The sequence below is a fragment of the Ruegeria sp. HKCCSP351 genome, from assembly GCF_017872535.1.
In the GTDB taxonomy this organism is placed as follows: Bacteria; Pseudomonadota; Alphaproteobacteria; order Rhodobacterales; family Rhodobacteraceae; genus Ruegeria.
Map to the genome: position 1 here is coordinate 744888 of NZ_JAEDOV010000001.1, position 23221 is coordinate 768108.

General features: G+C 58.6%; 24 protein-coding genes. 7 read left to right on the plus strand and 17 right to left on the minus strand.

Translation table 11 applies throughout. The annotated features are described in order from the left end of the window. Positions 1-57 precede the first annotated feature (57 nt). The 8 genes from I9182_RS03665 to I9182_RS03700 form a co-directional block, all read right to left on the minus strand. Entirely contained in the window at positions 58-1230 is a 1173-nt protein-coding gene (locus tag I9182_RS03665) for a peptidoglycan DD-metalloendopeptidase family protein (RefSeq protein ID WP_209596576.1), read from the minus strand. A gap of 62 nt (positions 1231-1292) precedes the next feature. Then, complete coding sequence (locus I9182_RS03670; protein WP_209503723.1) at positions 1293-1943, minus strand: protein-L-isoaspartate(D-aspartate) O-methyltransferase; 651 nt, start codon at positions 1941-1943, stop codon at positions 1293-1295. After that, positions 1940-2722, minus strand: a complete 783-nt coding sequence (surE, locus tag I9182_RS03675) for a 5'/3'-nucleotidase SurE (protein ID WP_209503722.1) — start codon at positions 2720-2722, stop codon at positions 1940-1942. Before surE ends, I9182_RS03670 begins: the two co-directional genes overlap by 4 nt. A gap of 114 nt (positions 2723-2836) precedes the next feature. Continuing rightward, positions 2837-3931, minus strand: a complete 1095-nt coding sequence (locus I9182_RS03680) for an ABC transporter ATP-binding protein (RefSeq protein ID WP_209596578.1) — start codon at positions 3929-3931, stop codon at positions 2837-2839. Positions 3932-4011: 80 nt separating this feature from the next. Then, on the minus strand, positions 4012-5061 hold the full coding sequence (locus I9182_RS03685; RefSeq protein WP_209596580.1) for a methyltransferase domain-containing protein: 1050 nt from the start codon (positions 5059-5061) through the stop codon (positions 4012-4014). A gap of 106 nt (positions 5062-5167) precedes the next feature. Further along, positions 5168-6280 carry a hypothetical protein gene (locus tag I9182_RS03690; RefSeq protein ID WP_209596582.1) on the minus strand — a complete coding sequence of 371 codons (1113 nt, stop codon included), beginning with the start codon at positions 6278-6280 and terminating at the stop codon, positions 5168-5170. A gap of 2 nt (positions 6281-6282) precedes the next feature. Next, positions 6283-7062, minus strand: a complete 780-nt coding sequence (locus I9182_RS03695) for an SDR family oxidoreductase (RefSeq protein ID WP_209596724.1) — start codon at positions 7060-7062, stop codon at positions 6283-6285. 72 nt (positions 7063-7134) lie between these two features. Then, on the minus strand, positions 7135-7497 hold the full coding sequence (locus I9182_RS03700; protein WP_209596584.1) for a nuclear transport factor 2 family protein: 363 nt from the start codon (positions 7495-7497) through the stop codon (positions 7135-7137). A 109-nt stretch (positions 7498-7606) separates the two neighbouring features. Here I9182_RS03700 and I9182_RS03705 point away from each other — a divergent pair, with 109 nt between their 5' ends. From I9182_RS03705 to I9182_RS03720, 4 genes are all read left to right on the plus strand, one after another. Then, positions 7607-9211 carry a peptide chain release factor 3 gene (locus I9182_RS03705; protein WP_209503717.1) on the plus strand — a complete coding sequence of 535 codons (1605 nt, stop codon included), beginning with the start codon at positions 7607-7609 and terminating at the stop codon, positions 9209-9211. Positions 9212-9260: 49 nt separating this feature from the next. Next, on the plus strand, positions 9261-10004 hold the full coding sequence (locus I9182_RS03710) for a hypothetical protein (protein WP_209596586.1): 744 nt from the start codon (positions 9261-9263) through the stop codon (positions 10002-10004). After that, positions 10001-10930 (plus strand): glycosyltransferase family 2 protein, encoded by a 930-nt coding sequence (locus I9182_RS03715; protein WP_245222468.1) that lies wholly within the window; start codon positions 10001-10003, stop codon positions 10928-10930. The genes I9182_RS03710 and I9182_RS03715 overlap by 4 nt, the downstream gene beginning before the upstream one ends. 186 nt (positions 10931-11116) lie before the next feature. Beyond that, complete coding sequence (locus I9182_RS03720) at positions 11117-12463, plus strand: DEAD/DEAH box helicase (RefSeq protein WP_209596588.1); 1347 nt, start codon at positions 11117-11119, stop codon at positions 12461-12463. On the opposite strand, the gene I9182_RS03725 is transcribed toward I9182_RS03720, so the two are convergent. Genes I9182_RS03725 through I9182_RS03735 form a run of 3 tightly spaced genes read right to left on the minus strand, consistent with a single transcriptional unit; the run spans position 12460 to position 14482 of the window. After that, positions 12460-13362, minus strand: a complete 903-nt coding sequence (locus I9182_RS03725; protein WP_209596590.1) for an EamA family transporter — start codon at positions 13360-13362, stop codon at positions 12460-12462. The two genes, I9182_RS03720 and I9182_RS03725, sit on opposite strands and share 4 nt — an antisense overlap. A gap of 21 nt (positions 13363-13383) precedes the next feature. Further along, on the minus strand, positions 13384-14286 hold the full coding sequence (locus tag I9182_RS03730) for a fatty acid desaturase (protein ID WP_209596592.1): 903 nt from the start codon (positions 14284-14286) through the stop codon (positions 13384-13386). Next, the gene (locus tag I9182_RS03735; protein WP_209503712.1) at positions 14279-14482 is read right to left on the minus strand and encodes a DUF2061 domain-containing protein; all 204 of its coding nucleotides are present in this window, start codon (positions 14480-14482) and stop codon (positions 14279-14281) included. The genes I9182_RS03730 and I9182_RS03735 overlap by 8 nt, the downstream gene beginning before the upstream one ends. 107 nt (positions 14483-14589) lie before the next feature. Here I9182_RS03735 and I9182_RS03740 point away from each other — a divergent pair, with 107 nt between their 5' ends. Both I9182_RS03740 and I9182_RS03745 read left to right on the plus strand, forming a co-directional pair. Next, positions 14590-15459: a helix-turn-helix transcriptional regulator gene (locus I9182_RS03740; RefSeq protein WP_209503711.1), complete on the plus strand. Its 870-nt coding sequence runs from the start codon at positions 14590-14592 to the stop codon at positions 15457-15459. A gap of 79 nt (positions 15460-15538) precedes the next feature. Further along, positions 15539-15721: a hypothetical protein gene (locus tag I9182_RS03745; protein WP_209503710.1), complete on the plus strand. Its 183-nt coding sequence runs from the start codon at positions 15539-15541 to the stop codon at positions 15719-15721. A gap of 1 nt (position 15722) precedes the next feature. Here I9182_RS03745 and I9182_RS03750 read toward each other — a convergent pair whose 3' ends face one another. From I9182_RS03750 to I9182_RS03760, 3 genes are all read right to left on the minus strand, one after another. Continuing rightward, on the minus strand, positions 15723-16481 hold the full coding sequence (locus I9182_RS03750) for an SDR family oxidoreductase (RefSeq protein ID WP_209503709.1): 759 nt from the start codon (positions 16479-16481) through the stop codon (positions 15723-15725). Next, positions 16478-17944, minus strand: coding sequence for a carnitine 3-dehydrogenase (locus tag I9182_RS03755; RefSeq protein ID WP_209596728.1), 1467 nt, complete (start codon positions 17942-17944; stop codon positions 16478-16480). The genes I9182_RS03750 and I9182_RS03755 overlap by 4 nt, the downstream gene beginning before the upstream one ends. An 84-nt stretch (positions 17945-18028) precedes the next feature. Further along, on the minus strand, positions 18029-18943 hold the full coding sequence (locus I9182_RS03760; RefSeq protein WP_209503708.1) for a 3-keto-5-aminohexanoate cleavage protein: 915 nt from the start codon (positions 18941-18943) through the stop codon (positions 18029-18031). A gap of 133 nt (positions 18944-19076) precedes the next feature. Between I9182_RS03760 and I9182_RS03765 the strand changes: the two genes are divergently transcribed. Next, positions 19077-20063 carry a GlxA family transcriptional regulator gene (locus I9182_RS03765; RefSeq protein WP_209596594.1) on the plus strand — a complete coding sequence of 329 codons (987 nt, stop codon included), beginning with the start codon at positions 19077-19079 and terminating at the stop codon, positions 20061-20063. 67 nt (positions 20064-20130) lie between these two features. On the opposite strand, the gene I9182_RS03770 is transcribed toward I9182_RS03765, so the two are convergent. Genes I9182_RS03770 through I9182_RS03780 form a run of 3 tightly spaced genes read right to left on the minus strand, consistent with a single transcriptional unit; the run spans position 20131 to position 23136 of the window. Continuing rightward, positions 20131-21177 (minus strand): aldo/keto reductase, encoded by a 1047-nt coding sequence (locus I9182_RS03770; protein WP_209596596.1) that lies wholly within the window; start codon positions 21175-21177, stop codon positions 20131-20133. A gap of 29 nt (positions 21178-21206) precedes the next feature. Continuing rightward, the gene (locus I9182_RS03775) at positions 21207-21665 is read right to left on the minus strand and encodes a DNA polymerase III subunit chi (protein ID WP_209503705.1); all 459 of its coding nucleotides are present in this window, start codon (positions 21663-21665) and stop codon (positions 21207-21209) included. A gap of 4 nt (positions 21666-21669) precedes the next feature. Beyond that, entirely contained in the window at positions 21670-23136 is a 1467-nt protein-coding gene (locus I9182_RS03780; protein WP_209596598.1) for a leucyl aminopeptidase, read from the minus strand. Positions 23137-23221: the final 85 nt, after the last annotated feature.

The window sequence follows — 23221 nt, forward strand, 5'->3', positions numbered from 1 at the left end:
TTCATCTTTTCAGAAATACTCTCGCCGAAGGCATGGCCCGGTACGGGCTATCTAGTCTCACTTCAGATAAGGTTCCGGGTCTACGGACTCGAACCCTTTGCGGACTTCGAAATGCACATAGGCATTGTCGCCGCCCCGCAGTTGCGCCAGCTTCTGGCCACGGCGTACCTTATCGCCTTTCTTGACAGTGATCTTGTCGACATTTGCATAGACAGTCAGAAGATCGTTGTTGTGCTTGACCACAATGATCGGCACCTGATCCGCGTCCGCGGTGATCGCCGCGACCGTACCGGCTTCGGCAGCTGTAACCGACGTACCCGGAGCAGCAGCAATGTCGATGCCCTCATTCTTGCCCTTGTCATAGCCGCGAATGATAGTGCCGCCAACCGGCAGGGACAGCGCAGTTGTGCGCGTATTGGTTGGCGCTTCGGCGGTTACATCGGGGGCCTCGGCCAGCGGCTCGATTTTTTCGTCCGGCAAGGGCTGCGTAGCGCTGGGTGGCGTCGGCGTCGGAGAACCCTGCCCCGGTTCCGTCACCTCTGTGGCGGGAACGGGCGCGGCACTAGCCGCATTTTGCCGGGGCGCTGGCTGGTTCTTGACCGGAATCAACAAGTATTGACCTTCACGCACGGTAAAATCTGATCCCAGCCCGTTCCATTCCGCCAGCGATTCAACCGGAACCTGGTAGAGGCGCGAGATTGTATAGGCCGTCTCACCCCGCTTGACCTTATGCCTGACCGGCTCCGGTCCTGTTGAAATCGGCGCAGGCGTTGTTGCCGGTTTCGCGGGTTCCAGTGTTGTGGTCTGAACCGAACCCGACGCCGGCACCTGGTCAATTGCAGACCCGGCAACCGACGCGATGTCCACGCCGCTGCCAGCACCAACAGTGCGTGGCAATGCAAGAACCTCACCCTCTCTCAGCGTGTCCGTTGTCTGCAGGCCGTTGAAGCGCGAAAGCTCGCCCTCGGGCAGGCCAACCCGCGCGGCCACGTCCCGCACCGTATCGCCGCGGCGGGCCACGACCACCTGGTAATTCGGATAGGTAATGACGCCCCGGTTGTCCGGTGTCGGGCGGGATGCCGTCGCGGATTGCGCTGCATTGGTGGTCGAAAATCCACCGATCTGCCCGCGAAGGTCATAATCCAGAGGCCCCTCGCACCCGGCCAGAATGGCCAGAGCGGCCACCCCGGTCGCACAGCGGTGCATTGCTGATTTGGATACTGCTCTCATAATTCTGTCCTCAACGCCTGCCCCTGTTGCCCGGAGTTCCGGCGACCAATTCTTTAAGCCTATTACGCCTCGTCCTTTCCAAGCCCCTCCAGAAGGGGCACGAAACGGACAGACGTTAATTCGTCATAGTCCAGACCATCTTCGGTGCGCGTCACTTTGATCAGTTGCTGCACCGCGTCCGACTGGCCCACGGGTAGAACCATAATACCCCCGATTTTCAGCTGCGCCAAGAGCGGGCCCGGAGGATCCTCGGCTGCGGCTGTGACAATGATCCGGTCAAAAGGGGCTTGTTCCGGAAGGCCAAATGACCCATCCGACAACATCGACGTGATATTCGTCAGGCCCAGGTCGGCAAACAGCTTGCTTGTTTCGCTCACCAACCGCCTGTGGCGTTCCACTGTGTAGACCCGGCGGGCCAGCTTGGACAGGATCGCTGCCTGATAACCTGAACCTGTCCCAATCTCGAGCACCGTGTCCCGGGGCCTCACGTTCAGGGCCTGCGTCATCAGGCCAACGACCGAGGGTTGACTGATCGTCTGACCGCAGGAAATCGGCAGCGGCATGTCCTCGTAAGCACGCCCTGCAAACAGGCCGGTGACAAAGCGACCGCGGTCCACCTGCTCCATCGCAGCCAGCACGCGCGCATCCGTGACCCCCCGTTTGCGCAGGGCAAACAGGAATTGCATTACGGTTTCAGGGTCCAGTCCGCTCATTCGACCGCCTTCAATGCCTCCAGCATGTCATGTGCAGTCAGGTCAGCGCGCATCGGCGTGACCGAGATATAGCCTTCCAGATTGACAGCCGCATCCGTTCCGGGTGCGGTCGGATTGTGCTGATAGCCACCCTTGATCCACAGGAACCGCCGCCCCGAAGGCGAACTGTGCGGTTCGACTGAAAACCGTGTGTCGCGCCGAAACCCCTGCGCCGCAATCCGCGTGCCCAGCACTTCGGCTGCCGGAACCGGGGGAAAATTCACATTATAGAACAGCCGGTAATCACCTTGTTCTGCCGGAGTTGCGTCCAGAATCCGGCGCACCAGATTTGCACCATACCGAGCGGCTGCCTCGAACGGGTCGTCAACGCCCAGGTTGCGGGGGCCAAAATATTGCGACAGAGCAATCGCCGGGACGCCCTGCAATGCCGCCTCCATCGCGCCACCGATCGTACCGGAATACAACGTGTTTTCGGCCGAGTTATTACCCCTGTTCACGCCGGACAGAACCAGATCGGGAGGGGTATCCAACATAACATCGTGAAGCCCTGCCAAAACACAGTCGGCAGGCGATCCTTCGGCGGCAAAGCGCCGCTCTCCCAGCTTGGCGACCATCATCGGATGCGTGTAGCTGATGCAATGCCCAACCCCGGACTGTTCAAACGCAGGCGCGACCACCCAGACCTCTCCATCCGGTCCGGCCAGCTCGGCCGCAATCGCCTCTAGCGTGATCAAGCCCGGGGCATTGATCCCGTCGTCATTGGTCAGAAGAATTCGCATGTGCCCGATTTACCCCCGCGTTTGGCTCTTGATAGACCCGGGCCTGCGTTGCGGCAAGCGACGTGGCCCCGCAATCTGAGGATTTCGCGCACCACTTGGGCGGAAATCGAAGGATCAGCGCCTAGTCTCGGGAAAAACGAAACACCTGTCGCGGCGGATGGTCAGCCACATGACCCGGCCCGGGTTGGGGACAAACACGTTCGGAACCGTCGCCTTTAGGATCGAACCATCATAGTCCATGCGGAACTCTACCAGACTCTCATTGCCCAGAAATCGCGCACGTTCAACGACACCACGGGCCGCGACACCATCTGTCGGCGTCGGCAGTGGCCCCTTGCCGTTGCGGTCAAAGTCCAGCTTGATGTGCTGAGGGCGAAAAACGATCTCGACATCCGTACCATTCGGAATGCCCGGTGCCAGGAACTGACCAAAGGGCGTATCCGCCAATGCACCATTCACTTGTGCGCGTAAAACATTGACATCACTGAAAAAAGCTACCGCTGCCTTGTCTGCGGGACGCGTATAGACGTTATAGGGCGCGCCCTGTTGCACGATCTTGCCACGCCGCATCAGGGCGATCTCGTCGGCCATGCGCATCGCTTCTTCCGGCTCGTGCGTGACCAACAGTACGGCGGCATCTTCTTCCTTTAGAATGGCCAGCGTTTCGTCACGGATACCATCACGTAAACGGTTGTCGAGGCCGGAAAACGGCTCGTCCATCAGCATGATGCGTGGGCGCGGCGCCAGCGCACGCGCCAACGCAACGCGTTGTTGCTCGCCACCCGATAGTTGATGCGGGAAACCGTCGATAAACCGCATCAGGTCGACTTTGCGCAACAACTCCTCGACCCGGACGCGTTTTTCGTCCTTGCTGCCCTTCAGGCCGAAGGCCACGTTATTGGCCACGCTCAGATGCGGGAACAGCGCAAAGTCCTGAAACATCAGACCGATCTCGCGCCGTTCCGGAGGCACCCGGAACACGGTGTCGCAGATCAGCTTACCATCAACGTAAATCTCACCCGAGTCCTGCATCTCGACCCCGGCGATCATGCGCAACGTGGTGGATTTCCCGCAGCCCGACGGCCCTAGAAGACAGGTCACCTTGCCTGCTTGAACGGTCAGCGAAACATCATCCACAACAACCCGGCCTTCAAACCGACGGATAATGTTGCGAATTTCCAGACGCGGCGGAATTGCGTTACCTGTCACCGATGGACCCCGTTGCCTTTCCCGATCAAATCCATCGGGCTTGAGCGGGGATAGCAACCCCGCCCCTCAGGCGCAAGGGATCAGCAACACCCGCCAGAAGCGACAGATGCACCCGTGGCCTCAAACGGGCTTTCGCCACCACAGCCTTCGAAAATGCCATAATGGGTCGAAAAATCGCCGAAAAAGTCAAAGTGACGGGCAAATCGCGTGTCTTTCAGCATCATCCAGGTGTTGCCGCAAACCGGAAACACCTTGCCAGCTTCGATAACGTGGTGGTCATCCAGAACAAATTCATGCGGTGCACTCGGCACGGTCCCCTTGTAGATCACGGCTTGCCCATAATCCTCACAGGCCGGTTCCAGTGCTGGCAGCTTGAACAGACGGTATGTCGCGGACAGGAACTTCAATGGCGCAACACGCTCTTCCAGTACGGGATTTTCGATCGTCAGTGGACGGTGCGTCACGCGGCGCGGGTCGCCGAAACCGGCCGTTCGAGCCATTGACAGGAAATCATTCCAATAAAGCGCGCCGGACAGGCACTCGCCATAAAGAACTTCGTCTTCGGCCATCGCCTGCGGAATACGGCGGTCTGCATAGACATCCGAGAAATACATCTCTCCGCCCTTTTTCAACAACCGATGCGCGCCGCGCAGAACCGCATTCTTATCCGTGGCCAGGTTGATCACGCAGTTCGAGACGATGATATCGAACGATCCGGGTTCCAGATCAAGCTCATCCAGTTTTTCGATATAGCCGTGATGGAACTCTACATTGCTGCGGGCATATCCAAATGCTTCGGCGTGATATTCCTGATGCGCGCGGGCGACGTCCAATTGTTCGGGCGTCATGTCGACCCCCACCACCCGGCCCGTCTCGCCGACCATGGCGGACAAGGCATATACATCCCGCCCGGCCCCACACCCCAGATCGAGGATCGACATGCCTTCCAGATCAAGTGGGGTAATCAGACCGCAGCCATAGTAGCGAGTCAGAACGTCGTCATGAATCTTTGAAAGGATCTTTTTGACATGACCGGGCATGTCGTCGGGCGTGCAGCACGCATTGGTCTGCAAGTCAGCACTGCTTTGCAGGACTTCACCGTAATAGTTCTGCACCGATTCATGTTTCATCGCGCTTTTCCCTCGCAAATGGTCATGTCCGAGCTAATGCAAGCGCCGGGAGTTCGCAATCCGGCGAAGGCGTTTTTGACGAAAGCGTGAGTGGTCCCGCGCGGTTTTACCCAAGCAGATCGAAGTCCACGCCCGCACGAATTTTGCCATTCACCTGAACCTCAAGCCGATGTGCGCCGGGGACCAACTTGAACGTTGTGGCGTCACCCTTCAACTTGTGGCGTTTTTCCAGCGTCAGTTTCCCGTTCTTCAAAGCCGCCTGCTTCAACTTGTGCACCTTGGCTGAGATTTTCCCGCCAGGTCTTTGAAAATGAATGACATAGTCAACCAGAACTGGCAGCTCTCCGCCCCCTTTCAAAGTGACCGAAAAGGCCAGAGCGTCCCCAATTCGAGCTTCGGAGTTCAGGTTGACCGCGACCTCGATTTCCGCGTCCGGGTCATAGCCTAACATCTTCATTGCTTCAGGATGCCCCGCTTTCACAAGTCCGCGCAGGGTGTGTGACGTCATCCAGTCCAGTTCGTCCTGAGTCTGATGACCCTGGTTGCGCCACGCCTTCAGGCGATCCAATACCAGATCCGGGTCTTTCTTGGTGATGTCGTTCAGGTGATTGGATACGGACCGGGTGACATACCGCGTCGAATCCATGTGCAAATTGTCCAGCAACGGCAGCGGGTCCTGCAAACCCAATGCGACCGCCTGCCCCCATGGCAATCGGGGGCGCGTCCCCTCGCTGACCAACCTGCGCACGTGGTAACTGTCATGAGAGCACCAATCCTGCATCCGCCGCAACACCCGGTCCGGGTCATGGTTCAGGAACGGTCGGATCGCCCACTCCATGGAAAACCTCTGTGTCAGTTCCTCCATCACGTCCAAAGCCAGATCAACATGCTCAAGGCCTATGGCCGCTACCCACTCACCGACCGGCGCAAAGATGAAATCGCCAAAATCGTCATCCGTTTTCGTTGGGTCCAAAGGCGCAGGCAAGGCGCGCAGGATCGTCGGGGCAACAGCAGGCAAGTCACCGGGCACCGCCTGTTGCAGACAAGTGGCGATCCAGATGATCCGATCCTTCAGCTCTAGATCCAGCAATCGCGACATGACCGCAGATCGGAATGCCGGGGCATCAAATTCTGCATGAGACTCGGAAAACAAACCACTGAGATAATTTACTTTCTCAGCGTTGAACATCTGATCTTTCAACGAAAACCCTTGCGCCATGGTCACATCGTCAAATTGGTTGCGCCACCATCCAGCAGAATGTTCTGACCAACGATGAACCCCGCATGTTGAGAGCACAGGAACGCGCAGGCTGCCCCGAATTCCTGCCGCGTTCCATAGCGTCGCGCGGGAATGGTTGCCGAACGGTTTGCGCGTGCGTCTTCGATCGAGATGCCTTGCTGTGAAGCCACACCGCTGTCCAGCGCATCTGCACGATCCGTCGCGTGAATGCCGGGCAGCAGGTTGTTGATGGTCACGCCATACGGTGCAACCTGGCGTGAAGTTCCCGCGACATATCCGGTCAAACCCGTGCGGGCTGCATTCGAAAGCCCCAGCACCGCAATTGGCGCGCGCACAGATTGTGAGGTGACGTTCACAACCCGGCCCCAACCTTTGTCCATCATTCCAGGAAGCAGCGCCTTCATGAACGCAATGGGGGTCAACATATTGGCATCCAGCGCCTTGATGAAATCATCACGCCCCCAATCCGACCATAAACCCGGCGGCGGGCCGCCGGCATTTGTCACAAGAATATCAACGCCCTGCGCTGCTTCGATCACCTGCGCCTGCCCTTCCGCAGTCGTCACGTCACAAGCGACTGTTTGTACCTCGACACCTTGCTCTGACCTGAGGCGTGCTGCCTCGCTCTCCAAAGCGTCCGAACCACGCGCATTCATCACAAGATTTACGCCAGCCTCAGCCAAAGCCTCGGCACAGCCCAAACCCAACCCTTTGCTGCTGGCACAGACCAGCGCGCGCTTCCCTTTTATTCCAAGGTCCATCGGATCCTCCCTGTCAGTCATTGCCGCATGTCTAGCATCGGCCAGACACGGAAGACCAGAAACGGCTTGGGGTCAGTAGAAGAACTCTTCCCGTACGATCTTGCCATCTGCGACGTGATAGACACCCACTTCACGCATATCAAAGGCTTCGCCAGTTTCCTTCACCTTACCCTGCACTTCGAAAATCACCGCAAAGCGGTCCTCGCCGTGCACAAACGGGTCGCTGACCGAAGCGCCCGAAACTTCATGCGCGCCTTCCCACCAGTCATGTTTGCCGCGGATCGCTTCACGCCCCTGCATTTCGCGCCCCATGCCTGAGTAATCGACTGCTTCGACCGAAACCGCGTCTGGCGCATACAATTTCTCAAGGTTTTCCTTGGCGCGGTCCTCACGGCAGCCGGCCACCAATTCATTGGCAATCTCTTTCAAATCCATCGAATTACTCCATTATTTGTTCACTATATGTTCTTATAGCCACAAGGCCGTGATTCGAACCAGCCCCTTTGTCTTGCCTCGGCAGGATTCCCCGCCTATACGCGCGTTCATGCTTGATACCTCGAACCAACCTGCCCTGCCGCCCGAGATTGCCCGTCGCCGGACATTCGCCATCATCTCGCACCCGGATGCGGGCAAAACGACGCTGACTGAAAAGTTCCTGCTGTACGGGGGCGCCATTCAGATGGCCGGTCAGGTGCGCGCCAAGGGCGAGGCACGGCGGACACGCTCGGACTTCATGCAGATGGAGAAAGATCGCGGCATCTCGGTTTCCGCGTCTGCAATGTCGTTCGACTATGGCAATTTCCGGTTCAATCTGGTGGACACGCCCGGCCACAGCGATTTCTCGGAAGATACCTACCGCACGCTGACGGCCGTGGATGCGGCCGTGATGGTGATCGACGGTGCGAAGGGTGTCGAAAGCCAGACGCAAAAGCTGTTCGAGGTCTGCCGCCTGCGCGACCTGCCGATCCTGACCTTCTGTAACAAGATGGACCGCGAAAGCCGCGATACGTTTGAAATCATCGACGAAATTCAGGAGATGCTGGCCATCGACGTCACCCCCGCAGCATGGCCGATTGGCGTAGGTCGTGATTTCATCGGCTGCTACGACATGTTGCGCGACCGGCTGGAGCTGATGGACCGCGCCGACCGCAACAAGGTGGCCGAAAGCATCGAAATTAACGGGCTTGATGACCCGAAACTCGCAGAACACGTACCCGAACATCTGCTGGAAAAGCTGCTGGAAGAGGTTGAGATGGCGCGCGAGTTGCTGCCTGCGCTGAACCCGCAGGCGGTGCTTGAAGGGCACATGACCCCGATTTGGTTCGGCTCGGCCATCAATTCGTTCGGCGTTAAGGAACTGATGGAAGGCATCGGCGCTTACGGCCCGCAGCCGCAGGTGCAATCAGCCGAACCCCGCCAGATTTCGCCGGATGAAAAGAAGGTCGCCGGCTTTGTTTTCAAGGTGCAGGCCAATATGGACCCCAAGCACCGTGACAGGGTGGCGTTTGTGCGCATGGCCTCCGGCCATTTCAAGCGCGGCATGAAGCTGACCCATGTTCGGTCGAAAAAGCCGATGGCAATTTCAAACCCGGTGCTGTTTCTGGCCTCTGACCGGGAACTGGCAGAAGAGGCCTGGGCCGGAGATATCATCGGCATTCCCAACCACGGCCAGCTGCGCATCGGTGACACGCTGACCGAAGGCGAGGCGCTGCGCGTCACCGGCATCCCCTCTTTCGCGCCGGAACTGCTGCAAGGCGTCCGCGCGGGTGATCCGATGAAGGCCAAGCATCTGGAAAAGGCCCTGATGCAGTTTGCAGAAGAAGGCGCGGCAAAGGTGTTCAAACCTTCGATTGGCTCGGGCTTTATCGTCGGCGTTGTCGGTGCGTTGCAATTCGAAGTGCTCGCCAGCCGGATCGAGATGGAATACGGCCTGCCCGTGCGTTTCGAGGCGTCTCAGTTTACCTCGGCCCGCTGGGTCAGCGGTGACAAGGCCGAGGTCGAAAAGTTTGTGAATGCAAACAAGCAGCACATCGCGCACGACCATGACGGCGACATTGTCTATCTGACCCGGCTGCAATGGGACATCGACCGGGTGGTTCGGGACTATCCCGCCCTGAACCTGACTGCCACCAAAGAGATGATGGTGTGATCCAACTCACTGATTGCACAGCCGAGTCTGCCTGTGCAATTCTGCGCGCATGAGCAAGAATGAACTGACTTTCCCCGGCGGTCTGCCCGACATGCTGGACAGGTATGAAAACCGGCGCAGCCCGTTTCAGTTCGGCACCACCTCGTTGCCTGACCTTGACATCGACCTCATTGAACTGGCCGGTCGTACATTGCCCGAAAGTGCGACTGTGCCCCCGCCAAAGCCTAATACAAGCTGGGATCGCAAGCGCGCTCAGATAGCGCGGGAATTTGTCGGAAATTCTGAACTTGCTTTCCTGAATGCCCAGTTGATCTCGAACCTGCGAAAGCGGTCCTTCCCGCGCCACGCCCCGCTTCTGTTTTGCCGCCTTTGGGACGAACAGCCGGACCACCTTCTGTCCACGCTTGATCTGCGGTGGCTGGTCTCGTCGGTTCAGACCTTTGCGGACCACGGCCAAACTGCAACCCAGCGCGAGGTTGGTCATGCGTTGCGCATGTTGTTCGGCATGATGAAGCTTTATGAGTTCGAGAGGCGCTTTTCGCAGCTGCCCCCGGAAACACCATTTCCGTATCAAAAATTGAAACACGTCCCGCTGCCCTATCAGATGAAAGGGTTTTCCCTTGGAAGTGGCGGACTGGACGTCAATCTGATTGCTCCGGTCTGGACCAAAGCCCTAAGCGACACCACCATCGCGCCGCTGGTCGATCACTTGATGACCGAGCTCAACAGTGATCCCGGCGGTGTCTTTCGCCGCCTGAAACTCATGCGCGAAGCGCGCGCGCAGCGCACATGACCACATGGGGTGTCGTGTCGATGGTCAGGGGACCGACCGAAGACGTCCTTCGGTTCGTAGCCTATCACCTCGATCTGGGTGCCGAGACCATCTATATCTATCTGGATGAGCCGAACCAGCGCACGTTCGAGGCGCTGAAGGCGCATCCCAGTGTTTGCGTACAGGTTTGCGATGATGCTTATTGGCAAAAACTAAAACGCACGCGACCGGACAAGCACCAGGTTCGCCAATCGGTCAACGCCACATACGCCTATCGTGACACGCATCTGGATTGGCTGGCCCATATCGATGTTGACGAGTTTTTGTGGTCGCCGACCCCAATCTCGGATGTGTTGCGCGAAGTCCCGGACAAGGTTCACGCCGCCCGTGTCCGCCCGATCGAGGCGCTGGCAGGCGGCGGCGACCTGTACAAGGCGCATGTGCCGCAAAGCCCGGCCCGTACAGAGTTGATTGAGATGCTTTATTCCAACTATGGGGCCTTCGTCCTTGGCGGGTTCCTCAGCCATGTACAGGGCAAGTTGTTTGCGCGCACGGGATTGAAACGTCTGAGTTTTCGTATCCACAACCTGTTTCAGAACGGGAAATTGCTGCCGTGCAAATACGAGCTTGCGCAGGTCGATCTATGCCACCGCCATGCGCCGGACTGGGACCACTGGATCGCACATTATCCGTTCCGCATGGATCGCGGCTCGTATCAGGCAGGTATGGCCCCGAATGCCCCGCGCGAGATGGGGGGGCTGAACAAGAATGAATTGCTCAGTTGGATTGAAAGCGAACACGGCGAGGGTGGGCTGCGCGCGTTCTTCAACGAAATGAGCGGCGCTGACCCAGATGTCCGCGCCCGGCTGGAGCAGAATGGGCTAATCCGCCACCGCGTGTTGAATCTGGACGGGAAATTGGCGAAACACTTTCCCGGAAGCTGCTGAATTGTTGCGCAAAACTCGAACCTGTCTCAATGATACCCGGATGCAGCGGTCTTCATTTGACCCCGACCAACGTTTTTGTTATGTCCGCGTCCAAGCCGAAATGTCGCATCATGCGCATGGCCATCCGGGCCCGGCACATCTTATACGCGCGGGCCAGGTCAAGTGTCCGCATTCAACCGGACTTACATGACAAAGTTTAGCGAACTGAACCTGAACCCGAAGGTCCTCAAAGCCATTGAGGAAGCCGGATACGAAACCCCAACTCCGATCCAGGCAGGTGCGATTCCGCCCGCATTGGAAGGGCGAGATGTTTTGGGCATCGCCCAGACAGGCACGGGTAAAACCGCCAGCTTCACTCTGCCGATGATCACACTGCTGGCCCGTGGCCGCGCGCGTGCGCGTATGCCACGTTCGTTGGTACTGTGCCCGACGCGGGAACTGGCCGCACAGGTGGCCGAGAATTTTGACACCTATACCAAACACCTGAAACTGACCAAAGCGCTGTTGATCGGCGGTGTCAGCTTCAAAGAGCAAGAAGCCCTTATCGACCGCGGTGTCGACGTTCTGATCGCCACGCCGGGCCGTTTGCTGGATCATTTCGAGCGCGGCAAGCTGTTGCTGACCGGCGTGCAGATCATGGTGGTGGATGAGGCAGACCGCATGCTCGACATGGGGTTCATCCCCGATATCGAACGCATCTTCTCACTGACACCTTTCACCCGTCAGACCCTGTTCTTCTCGGCCACCATGGCGTCCGAGATCGAACGGATCACCGACACGTTCCTGTCGGCCCCTGCCCGGATCGAAGTGGCCCGCCAGGCCACCGCGTCCGAGACCATCGAACAGGGCGTCGTCATGTTCAAAAGTGGGCGTCGGGACCGCGAGGCCAGCAACAAACGCAAGGTTCTGCGCGCGCTGATCGATGCCGAAGGTGACAAATGCACCAACGCAATCATCTTCTGTAACCGCAAGACGGATGTCGACATCTGCGCAAAGTCATTGAAAAAACACGGTTACAACGCTGCCGCCATCCATGGTGATCTGGACCAGTCGCAGCGGATGAAAACACTGGACGGTTTCCGTGACGGATCATTGCGCCTGCTGGTGGCATCGGACGTCGCGGCGCGCGGTCTGGACATCCCGTCGGTCAGCCACGTGTTCAACTTCGACGTCCCCGGCCACCCCGAGGATTATGTACACCGCATTGGCCGCACCGGTCGCGCCGGGCGTGAAGGCAAGGCCATCACAATCTGTTCGGGACGCGACGAAAAAGCACTGGTTGCGATCGAAAAGCTGATCCAGAAAGACATCCCGCGCATAGACAACCCGGTTCAGGAAGACCCTAGACCCGAACAGCCAAAGCCGGAGAAAAAGACCAAAGCCCCCGAAAGCCCGAAAGAGGGCAAAAAGGTTCGCGAGCCTAAAGGGCGCAGTCGTGGACGCAAGGAAGACACCGGCCCGGCCGTCGTGGGCATGGGAGATCACCTACCCAGTTTCATCGCGCTCAGCTTTGACGAACGTCGCGCCAGCTAGATTGCCAGCACAAGTGCTAAAATCGAAAACCCAAGCAACATCATCCCGGCGATTTCGCGCCGGGTGATTGTTTCTCGGAAGAACAGGATCGACGCCATCAGGCTAAAGATCAGCTCTACCTGCCCCAGCGCTTTGACATAAGCCGCATTCTGCAAGGTGAAGGCCCAGAACCAGCAAAACGAGCCACCGAGGCTGGTCAGGCCGACAAATACCCCGGTCTTTCGCGTTTGCCAGACTGCATGCAGTTCGGCCCGGTCGCGCCACAGCAGCCATATCCCCATGCTGGTAAACTGGAATGTCACCACCGCTGCCAATGTTACCAGCGCCCGGAACCACGCATCGATATCGCCCAGTTGCAGCGAAGCCCCACGATAGCTGACGGCGGAAAACGCAAACAAGACACCCGATCCAAGCCCCAATTGCGAGGCCCGATTGGTCAGATGGCGCCACCAGGGTCCGTCCCCACCGGGTGTTTTTGACAACAAAAGCACAGCCATCAACCCCAACAGGATCGCGATCAACGCACCGCGCGAAACACTGTCCCCCAGGATCAGGAAGCCAACTATCGCAGTCTGGATCACTTCGGTTTTCTTGAAGGTAATTCCAACGGCAAAATTACGTTGTTTGAACAACGCCACCACGCAGATCGTGGCAAGGATTTGCGCTGTCCCGCCGATGACCGCATAAAGCCAGAACAAGCTGCCAAGCCGAGGCATACTCGCCCCAGTTATCTGCAACGCAACATATAGCCCGACAACGGCCAAAGGCATGGAATAGGCAAACCGCGCAAAAGTTGCACCTGCAGCGGATAGTTTCACGTTGGCCAGCGACTTTTGCAGCATGAAACGCACAGTCTGGAAACTGGCGGCAGCAATTGTGACAGGGATCCAGAGACTCATGCCACCCGTTGTGTCGTCAAATCAAGGCTTTGGCCAGAGCGGATGTGGCACAGGGTCTTTTGCGCGAAAGAAATACTGCCGGAAAATCTGTGCATAGGACCGGTAAACATAAGCCTCATTGCAAGCCAAATACCTGTCCTTTCCGTCGCGGTACAACGATGGCAGGCGATACCATGGTGCAGCCGGATTCATATGATGAACGACGTGCAGGTTATTGTTCAGAAACAGGAAAGCCAAAGGCCCGCGATCTTCGATGATTACCGTGCGGGCGCGGGATCTTTCATGTGCACGATGTTCCAGAAACGTGCGAATCTTCAAAAGCGACAACCCCAGATAGGCCGCGATCAGATAGGCCCAAACCGGCATGGCCGATTGCGCAACAACCCACAGCACCACTACCGCGCAGGGCAGATGCACAGCCCATGCCAGCAGGATCGCCCTGTCCCCGCGCATCAATCCGCGCCATTCGTCCCGCATAAACAGAACCTGACCAAGGACGGGTCCCAGCACCATCCGCCCCAACAGCGTGTTGTTCAGGCTCAGGATCATCTGCGCCAGCCGCGGCAACCCCGACCAGATATGAGGATCCAGATAATTCGATTCCGGGTCGTCATAGGGGTCCGTCAAAGTGGCATCCTGATGATGCGCCAGATGCAGGTCCCGAAAGCGGTTATACGGAATGGCCAATGTCAACGGCAGTGCCATCAACGCCTCGTTCAGCCATTTGGCACGAAAAGGGTGCCCATGCAGGGCCTCATGCGTCAGTGACGAATGCAAAGCCGAAACAACACCCAGAGCAGGGACAGCCACCCACAAGGATGTGTTTGCCAGCCAGTACAGACCGGTAAGCCACGCGGCATAACACAAGACTATCAGGAAAAACGTACCCCATTCAGGCGATTTGGGTGTAGTGGGATCAGCCATTGCGTCCCCACGAAATGTTCGCCCAGATTCTTTCGTAAATCACGTACATCGTCAGGCCGATGGCCGTGTTCACCAGCGCCAGCGCCCCTCCTACAGCGGCCGAGCCTGTTGCGATCAAGCCCACCACTGTCATGATCGCCAACCCCATCACATTCCAAACGATTGCTTTCACGACTGATCTTCGCCGCGTTTCCATTCCGAACCCCGTTCTTTTTCTTACTCAAAAGCGTTACATTCGGACCCCGGTATTGGAAATTCTGAATATGATTAACAAAATTCATCAAATGTGATAAAAAACACGACATGCAGGAAAATATCGACAAGCGCGACCGAGCCGCCCAGTTTCGTCTCCGCCTCGCCCGTGCAATGGAAGAGCGCCATGTCAGCCAAAGTGCCCTTGCGCGCAATATTGGCGTTGACCGCTCGACCGTTTCCCAACTGTTGACAGATCATGGCGCGCGGTTGCCCAACGCGCATGTCGTTGGCGGATGCGCAGCGGCACTTGGCGTGTCGGCTGACTGGTTGCTGAGCCTTTCTGACAGGCCGGAAAGCGCGGCCGAGCTTCTGGCTAGCTCGCTGACCTTTACCGAGGCCCCCCGCGCCCTTGTCGATGAACGTATCTTCGAGTGGCATCAGGAGGCCGCCGGGTACAAGATCCGCTATGTCCCGGCCACCCTGCCCGACATGCTGAAGACGCGTGCGATACTGGAATGGGAATACGCCCCGCATCTGGGTCGGACCGCTGATCAAGCCATCGGCGCGTCGGCGGATCGTCTGGCATGGATGCGCAGCGCCCAGTCGGACTATGAGATCGCTATGCCGTTATTCGAAATCGAAAGCTTTGCATACGCGACCGGGTATTATCAGGGTCTCAGCCCCGAAGTTCGGCTGGAACAGATCGATCACCTGTTGGCGCTGTGCGAACAGCTCTATCCGCGGATGCGCATCTATCTGTTTGACGCAAAACGGCTTTATTCGGCACCGGTGACGATTTTCGGCCCGCTGCTTTGTGTCTTCTACGCAGGAAGTCACTATATGGCCTTCCGCGACCGGGACCGGATCGAGACGTTCTCACGCCATTTCGACACGCTGGTACGTGAGGCCGACGTGGCAGCCCGTGACTTTCCAAACCATCTGCGTCGCCTCAGAACGGCGGTTTCCCGCGACGGGTGATGCAGCAACGCTCAACCTGTGCTATTTTACTTTGGCGCGAACCATAAGGCATTCCGAACACAGACGGAGGAGCACAGGAATGGACGCAATTCAAACCGCTCAATACGCACGTGCACTTTTTGACGCCCATGGAGACCAAGCCGAAGCCGAAGCCGCGAAAAAAATGCGCGACTGCGAAGCTGCCGGAAACCGACAAGAAGCCCAGGACTGGCAGGCAGTCCGTCAGACCATCCGCCAGATCCGTGGCCCAAATCAGGGCTGAGTTACAGTTTCGGGTCCGGGTTGACCGTGTGACCATCCACCGCGATCACCTGACCTGAAACCAGACGCGCCGCATCTGAGGCAAGGAAGACTGCCATATTGGCGATATCCTGCGCTTCAACAAAGCGCCCCATTGAGGTGCCCGAGGCATAGCCCTGATAGACCTCGTCACGGGTCATGCCCTTGGCTGCGGCCTCGCGGGTCAGGACACCTTCCATCCGAGGGCCTTCAACTGCGCCCGGACAAATGGCATTGGCGCGGATGCCATAGGGCCCCAACTCCATGGCCAGCGTCTTCATCAACCCGATGACAGCCCATTTTGCCGACGCATAGGGAGCGCGAAACGGGTAGCCATACTGCCCGGCTGTCGACGAGGTCAGAATGATACTGCCCGCCCGCGCCGATTTCATCAGCGGCGCTGCATGTTTCGCCGCCAGAAAAGCACCATCCAGATTGACCGCGACACAGGCACGCCAGGCATCCAGATCGATATCCTCAATAGCATCGGTCGGACCAGCAATACCTGCATTGGCACAAAGCACATCCAACCCTCCCGTCGATTGGACGGCGTCAAATACCGCGCGCATGTCAGCTTCGTCCGCAACATCCGCTCGGTGCCTGGTCCAATGTTCGGGCAAAGAATCCAACGCCGCCTGATCGATATCCGTGACCCGGACGTCATAGCCGACAGCGTCAAACGCCTCGGCCATGGCCCGGCCGACGCCTGACGCGCCAGCCGTCACCAGAACCCGGCGCGTCATGAAGGCTTCCTGATCGCCGCGCCTGCGCCTTCGGGGTAAGGCAACCCGGCCTGAGCCTCGGCAACCCGCGCCATCGCCGCCTCAATCTCAGCAGATGGCGGGCTGGGGCGGCGGGTTTTCAGACTGACATGCAGCAGAAAACTTTCGCCGGTGGCCAGCAGCTTGTCGCCCTCATACATGCTGTGGAACACATGCAGCTTCTTCCCCTGCCCCAACAGCATCTGCGTGCGCACGTCGATTTTGGCACCAGCATGAGCTTCATCCACATAGCGAATGTGGTTCTCCGCCGTGAAATAGCTGCCACCCGAGGCGATGTAATCCGCATCGCATCCGATGATTTCCATGAACCGATCGGTGGCGGCGGCAAAGGCCTCCAGATATTTCGCTTCGTTCATGTGGCCGTTGTAATCCGTCCAGTCCAGCGGAACGGCACGCGACAGGGTCAGGATGGGCTGGCTCAGATCCGCTTGATCCAGCGTCGGCAACGCAACGGGTTTCAACCGTGCGTCATGTTGGTTCAGCACCGCCCCCGCGCCGTAATTCTGCGCCTTGAGGGCCCGCATCATACCAACAAGGTTGTTATCGCGAATGCGTTCCAATTCTCGGATCGAATGCATCCCGGATTGTGCGTCAGATTGATTGGCGATCAAATCGACCAGTTCGTCAGTGAACTCAGGAACATCCATCAACTTGGTCCACGGCCATTTCAAAGCAGGCCCGAACTGCGCCATGAAATGGCGCATCCCCGCCTCGCCCCCGGCCACGCGGTAGGTTTCGAACAGACCCATCTGCGCCCAGCGGATGCCGAACCCCATACGGATGGCCTCGTCAATCTCTTCGGTTGTCGCGATCCCATCCTTGACCAGCCAAAGCGCCTCGCGCCAGACAGCTTCCAGGAACCGGTCGGCGATATGCGCATCGATCTCTTTCCGGACATGCAACGGGAAGAACCCAAGCGATTTCAACAGCTCCTGCGCCTGTTTGATCATCTCGGGCGGGTTCTTGTCTGTTGGTACAAGCTCGATCAAAGGCAACAGGTAAACCGGGTTGAAGGGGTGCGTCACCACGATCTGCTCGGGGCGCAGCGCTCCGTCCTGAAGTTCGGACGGCTTGAACCCGCTGGTCGAGGATCCAATGATCGCGCCTGGATCGCAAGCCTCCTGCAAGCCTTTGTAAACCTTCAGTTTCAAATCCAGACGTTCCGGCACGCTCTCCTGAATCCAAGTCGCACCCTTAACCGCTTCGGCCATTTCGCTGTGAAAGCTCAGCACACCCTCGGCTGGCAACGGAACATCACTCAGCCCCGGCAAGGACCTCCTTGCATTGTCCAGCACCTCGCCAATCTTACGTTCCGCCTCGGGGTCAGGGTCAAACACCCGCACATCCCAGCCATTGAGCAGGAACCGCGCAGCCCATCCACCGCCGATAACTCCGCCCCCAATAATTGCTGCCGTTTTCATGATTTCCCACCTACTGGCTGCGCATGATTCATCTTTTTAGAAATACTCCGGGGGCTTGGGGGCTGGCCCCCAAACTCCGCGTGCCCATTATTTTGCAACCGGTGCCTGCTTGGTCAGCCCCAGCTTCGCACGGACTTCGTCAGGGCCTATCACGCGCGCGCCCATATTCTCGATGATGGATCCCGCACGTTCCACCAGTTGCCAGTTCTCGGCCATTACGCCCTTATCCAGCCACAGGTTGTCCTCAAGCCCCACGCGCACGTTGCCGCCTGCCAGAACCGAAGCCGCGACAAACGGCATCTCGTTCCGTCCCAGCGAAAACGCACTGAAGGTCCAGTCATCCGGCACGTTGTTCACCATTGCCATAAAGGTATTCAGATCATCCGGCGCGCCCCACGGCACCCCCATACACAGCTGAACCAGAGCGTTGGGCGCCAGAATCCCTTCCTTCACCAGTTGCTTTGCAAACCACAGGTGGCCGGTGTCAAAGGCTTCGATTTCAGGCTTCACACCCAGATCGGTCATCATCTTGCCCATTGCGCGCAGCGCACCGGGCGTATTCGTCATAACATAATCGGCCTCGGCAAAGTTCATTGTGCCGCAGTCCAAGGTGCATATCTCGGGCAAACACTCGGCAATATGCGCCACACGTTCCGAAGCGCCAACCATGTCGGTGCCCTCGGCCACAGGAAACGGGTTTTCAACACCGCCAAACACGATATCGCCACCCATCCCTGCGGTCAGATTCAAAACGGCGTCCACATCAGCGTCACGGATGCGGTCTGTCACCTCACGGTACAAATCCAGCCTGCGGCTTGGCGCTCCAGTCTCGGGGTCGCGCACATGGCAGTGAACCACTGCCGCCCCGGCCTTGGCTGCAGCGATTGCGCTGTCGGCGATCTGCTGTGGTGACCGCGGCACATGCGGGCTGCGGTCCTGCGTTCCACCCGAGCCGGTTACGGCACAGGTGATAAAGACTTCGCGGTTCATTTCCAAAGGCATGGTGTTTTCCCCAGCTTATACCGGCTTGTGCCAAGGGTTTTCCCCAGGCTTTTCCCCGGATTCCGATTTGCGTTCTGACCCGACTCTGGCGCAGCTTTGGAAAACCCACTTGGCAATATGCGAATCAAACTTGATGAAATCCGCAAAAAACATACTGCAACCGGAACACCGCGCCCTGAAAACAGCGGTGCTTGTGCTGGACGAATGCAACACGCTCAGCTTTGCCTCTGCGGTGGATCCGATGCGGGCCGCGAACCGTCTGGCAGACCGCCCGGCCTTTGACTGGGACTATGTGACCGCGACGCCAGAACCCGCAATGCTGACAAGTGCGTTGCAAGTGCCCGGTATTCCACTGGCCCGGCTGCAATCCTGCGACCTGATGATCGTGGTCGCCGGGTTCCAACTGGCCCGCCACGCCACCCCCAGCCTTCTGGCTGGTCTGCGCCGCATCGCCGGCACCGGCGCAACGATGGCAGGCATTGATGGCGGTCCCTGGCTTCTGGCCGAAGCCGGGCTACTGGACGGCCACCTGGCAACAACCCATTGGGAAGACCTCGAAAATTTCGCCACCCGGTTTCCCGAAGTTGATGTGCGCACCGACCGCTTCACCGTTTCGGGCAACCGCCTGACTTCGGGTGGCGCAATTCCGGCTGTCGAGATGATGCTGCACATCATCACCGCCCGTCACGGCGCGAGTTTCGCTGCGCGTGTTGCGGGCCTGTTCCTTTACGATGGCGCTCCGGACCCTGGAAAACCGCAAAGCCGCACAGGCGCGCCACATCGCCACACAGCACTGACCGCAAAGGCCAACTCAATGATGCAGGCGTCACTGGATGATCCCCTGCCGCTGGCCTATATCGCAGATCGCCTAGGCACCAGCCCGCGGACGCTGCAACAACAATTCCGCCTGCGCCTGAACACGACGCCGCAGGACCACTATCTGCAACTGCGCCTGGCCGAGGCCCGTCGTCTGGTCACCGACACTGATATGCCATTGATGGATGTGGCGCTCGCCACCGGCTTTGCCTCACAATCCAGCTTTGCCCGCGCTTTCCGCACCGCCCACGGTCAATCGGCCCGCGACCTGAGACACGAACGCGCGCATCCCACCCATCACTGACCGAATCCACCTTCATCTGGCCAAAAATATCCCGGGGGCGTCGCCAAAGGCGACGGGGGCAGAGCCCCTAAAACGGCATCGGGTGCGCCCGATGCGCCCTGCTGATCTCGGCCAACACATCCTTGGGTAATTCAAGATCCACGCCCGCCAGAATATGATCCAGCTGTGCAACGGTCGTGGCCCCGAAGATTGCCGACATCATGAACGGGCGCGTCCGGCACCACGCCAGTGCCATATGCACCGGATCCAGACCATGCCGCGCGGCGATGTCCAGATAAGCTGCAACCGCCTCGAAAACACGACCGGATTTCCGGCCTCCCATCTCGGGCACAAAGGACATACGCGATCCGTCGGGGACGCAGTCATTTTGATACTTCCCGGTCAAAAATCCTGCCGCCAAAGGGGAAAACGCCATCAGCCCAACATCTTCATGCACACTCAACTCACCCAGGTCGGTGTCGAAATGGCGGCACAGCAATGAATATTCGTTCTGCACCGATGCCACGCGCGGCGCCCCCATCTGTTTGGCCAGCCGCAGCCATTGCGCGGTTCCCCAAGCGCTTTCATTAGACAGGCCAAAGGCACGGATATTGCCCTTGTCCACCTGAGCCTGCAATGCCTCAAGGCATTCCTGCATGTTGCTCAGCACTTCGTCCGTGTTTTCGCCAGACGGCGCATAATCCCAGTTCTGCCGAAACATATAGCTGCCCCGATTGGGCCAGTGGAACTGATAGAGGTCGATGTACCCGGTCTGCAAACGTCGCAAAGACCCCTCAACTGCTTCGGGTATTGTGCGGGCAGTGATCGGCGCACCATCACGGACAAAAGACAGCCCCGCGCCGGAATGCTTGGTCGCCAAAACATAATCTCCCCGGCGGGTAGGATTGGCGGCATTCCAGTTTCCCAAAATCTCTTCGGTGCGCCCGATCGTTTCTTTCGCTACAGGGTTCACCGGATACATTTCGGCCGCATCGACAAAGTTGATCCCCGCGTCCAACGCCATATCCATCTGACGGTGCGCATCCGTTTCAGACGTTTGAGAGCCAAATGTCATCGTGCCAAGGCACAGATCGCTCACGATAATTCCGGTACGGCCCAAAGGCTTTTTCTGCATTGTCGTATCTCCTGAAAAATGCGGGCCGGTCAGGCTTCAGCCTTTTTTTCCCACCGCCCGGACTCCTCCGACCAGTATTGTGCGGAACATCCGGCATCCGTCAGCGCTTTCCACTGCCCGCGCGCCTGTTGTACAGCCATGTCGTCATTGCCATCGAACAGGATACAAACCCGTTCCAACGCGGCGACTTCTTCTGCTTCGACCGGCGCGCCATCCACAGCCATGATACAGGTCGCACCATTTCCCGCCACGGCGCTGGTGGTCAGCAGGATCGGCTGGTCCGCGTCGTGCGGGCCGCCAGCGCGACCATGCGGCAAGAATCCCTCCTCGGGGCCCAGCCACAGCTTTTCATCCAGCCAGTCCATCCGCGCAGGGTCAGTACCCCGCACGGCTATCCGCCACCCGGCTTGCCGCGCCTTGTCCAGCAGCACGGGCAAGGTGTGCTCCAGCGGCTGGCGGGTCAGGTGGTAGAAATAGACAGCGCCCATATGCTTACTCGAAATTGTCCTGCACAAACCGGCTCAATGCGCGCACGCCCCAGCCGGTGGCACCTTTGGGCGCATAAGAGGTCTCTTCAGCCACCGAGGCGACGCCCGCGATGTCCAGGTGAATCCACGGCGTTTCCTCTTTCACGAACCGCTGGAGGAACTGCGCGGCGGTGACTGAACCGGCGGGGCGACCGCCCACGTTCTTCATGTCGGCAATGCGCGATTTCAGCAACTTGTCATAGGCGTCGCCCAATGGCATCCGCCAAGCGCCTTCATCCTCGGCCTTGGCAGATTTCAGGAAGGCATCACAAAACGTGTCATTGTTCGAAAAGACACCAGCGTTTTCATGGCCCAACCCGATGATGATCGCACCGGTCAAAGTTGCCAGGTCAATCATACCGACCGGCTTGAATCGTTCCTGCGCGTACCACATCACGTCACACAGAACCAGGCGGCCCTCGGCGTCGGTGTTGATGATCTCGACCGTATCGCCCTTCATCGACCTGACCACATCACCCGGACGGGTGGCGTTACCTGATGGCATATTCTCGACAAGACCGACCAGCGCCACGACATTGGCTTTTGCCTTGCGCTTGGCCAGCGCGCGCATGGTGCCCGCAACAACGCCGGCGCCGCCCATGTCCATGGTCATCTCTTCCATGCCAGCAGCGGGTTTGAGCGAGATACCACCCGTGTCGAACACCACGCCCTTTCCGACCAGTGCCAAAGGCGCGTCATCCTTGGCCCCGCCATTCCACTGCATCACCACCACTTTCGAAGGGCTGTCCGAGCCCTGCCCGACGCTTAGCAATGTGCGCATTCCCAACTCGGCCAGCTTGTCTTCGTCCAGTACTTCGACCTCAAGACCCAGCTCCTGCATCTCAACCAGGCGGTCCGCGAATTCGGTGGTGGTCAAAACATTTGCTGGTTCATTGGTCAGATCGCGCGTCATCCGAACGCCATCAGCAATTGCATAGAGAGGTGCAAAATCTGCCTCGGCCTCCGCAGGCTTTGCGTGGCTGATTGTCACTGTGCCCGCCTTCTGGCTTTCCTTGGTTTTATGCGCGTCGAACTCATAGCTGCGCAGAACAATCCCCAGTGCCAGATCCTTGGCCCGCGCCTGATTGCCCACCATCACCAGCATGTCCTTGCCGCCGGCCAGCTTAGCCAGCGCCGCCCCTGCCTTGCGGGCTTCGCCGGCCTCGGGGCGACGTGGCAAAACCAGAACATCCAGCGCCTCCGCCGCCATCCCTGTGGGCCATGCCATCGAGACGACATCACCTGTCTTCGACTTTCTGAAACTCTCGCTTTCAACAAGCCGCGCCAAGCCGCCCTTCGTCAGACGGTTTGCCCGGCGGGCTGCCGGGCTCATCTTACCGTCATCCGGAATGATGATGGCGACGCGCCCCCCGGCCTGCGCCATAGCCTCAAGGTCAAATTCCTGAAAACGGATCGGTATCAGACTGCTCATTGTACACTCCTCGAATTCTGTTCCCCAAGACCTAGCCCGCGGGGCACGCATTGACCAGATAGCAGTTTTCCCCGCCTTTCAATTG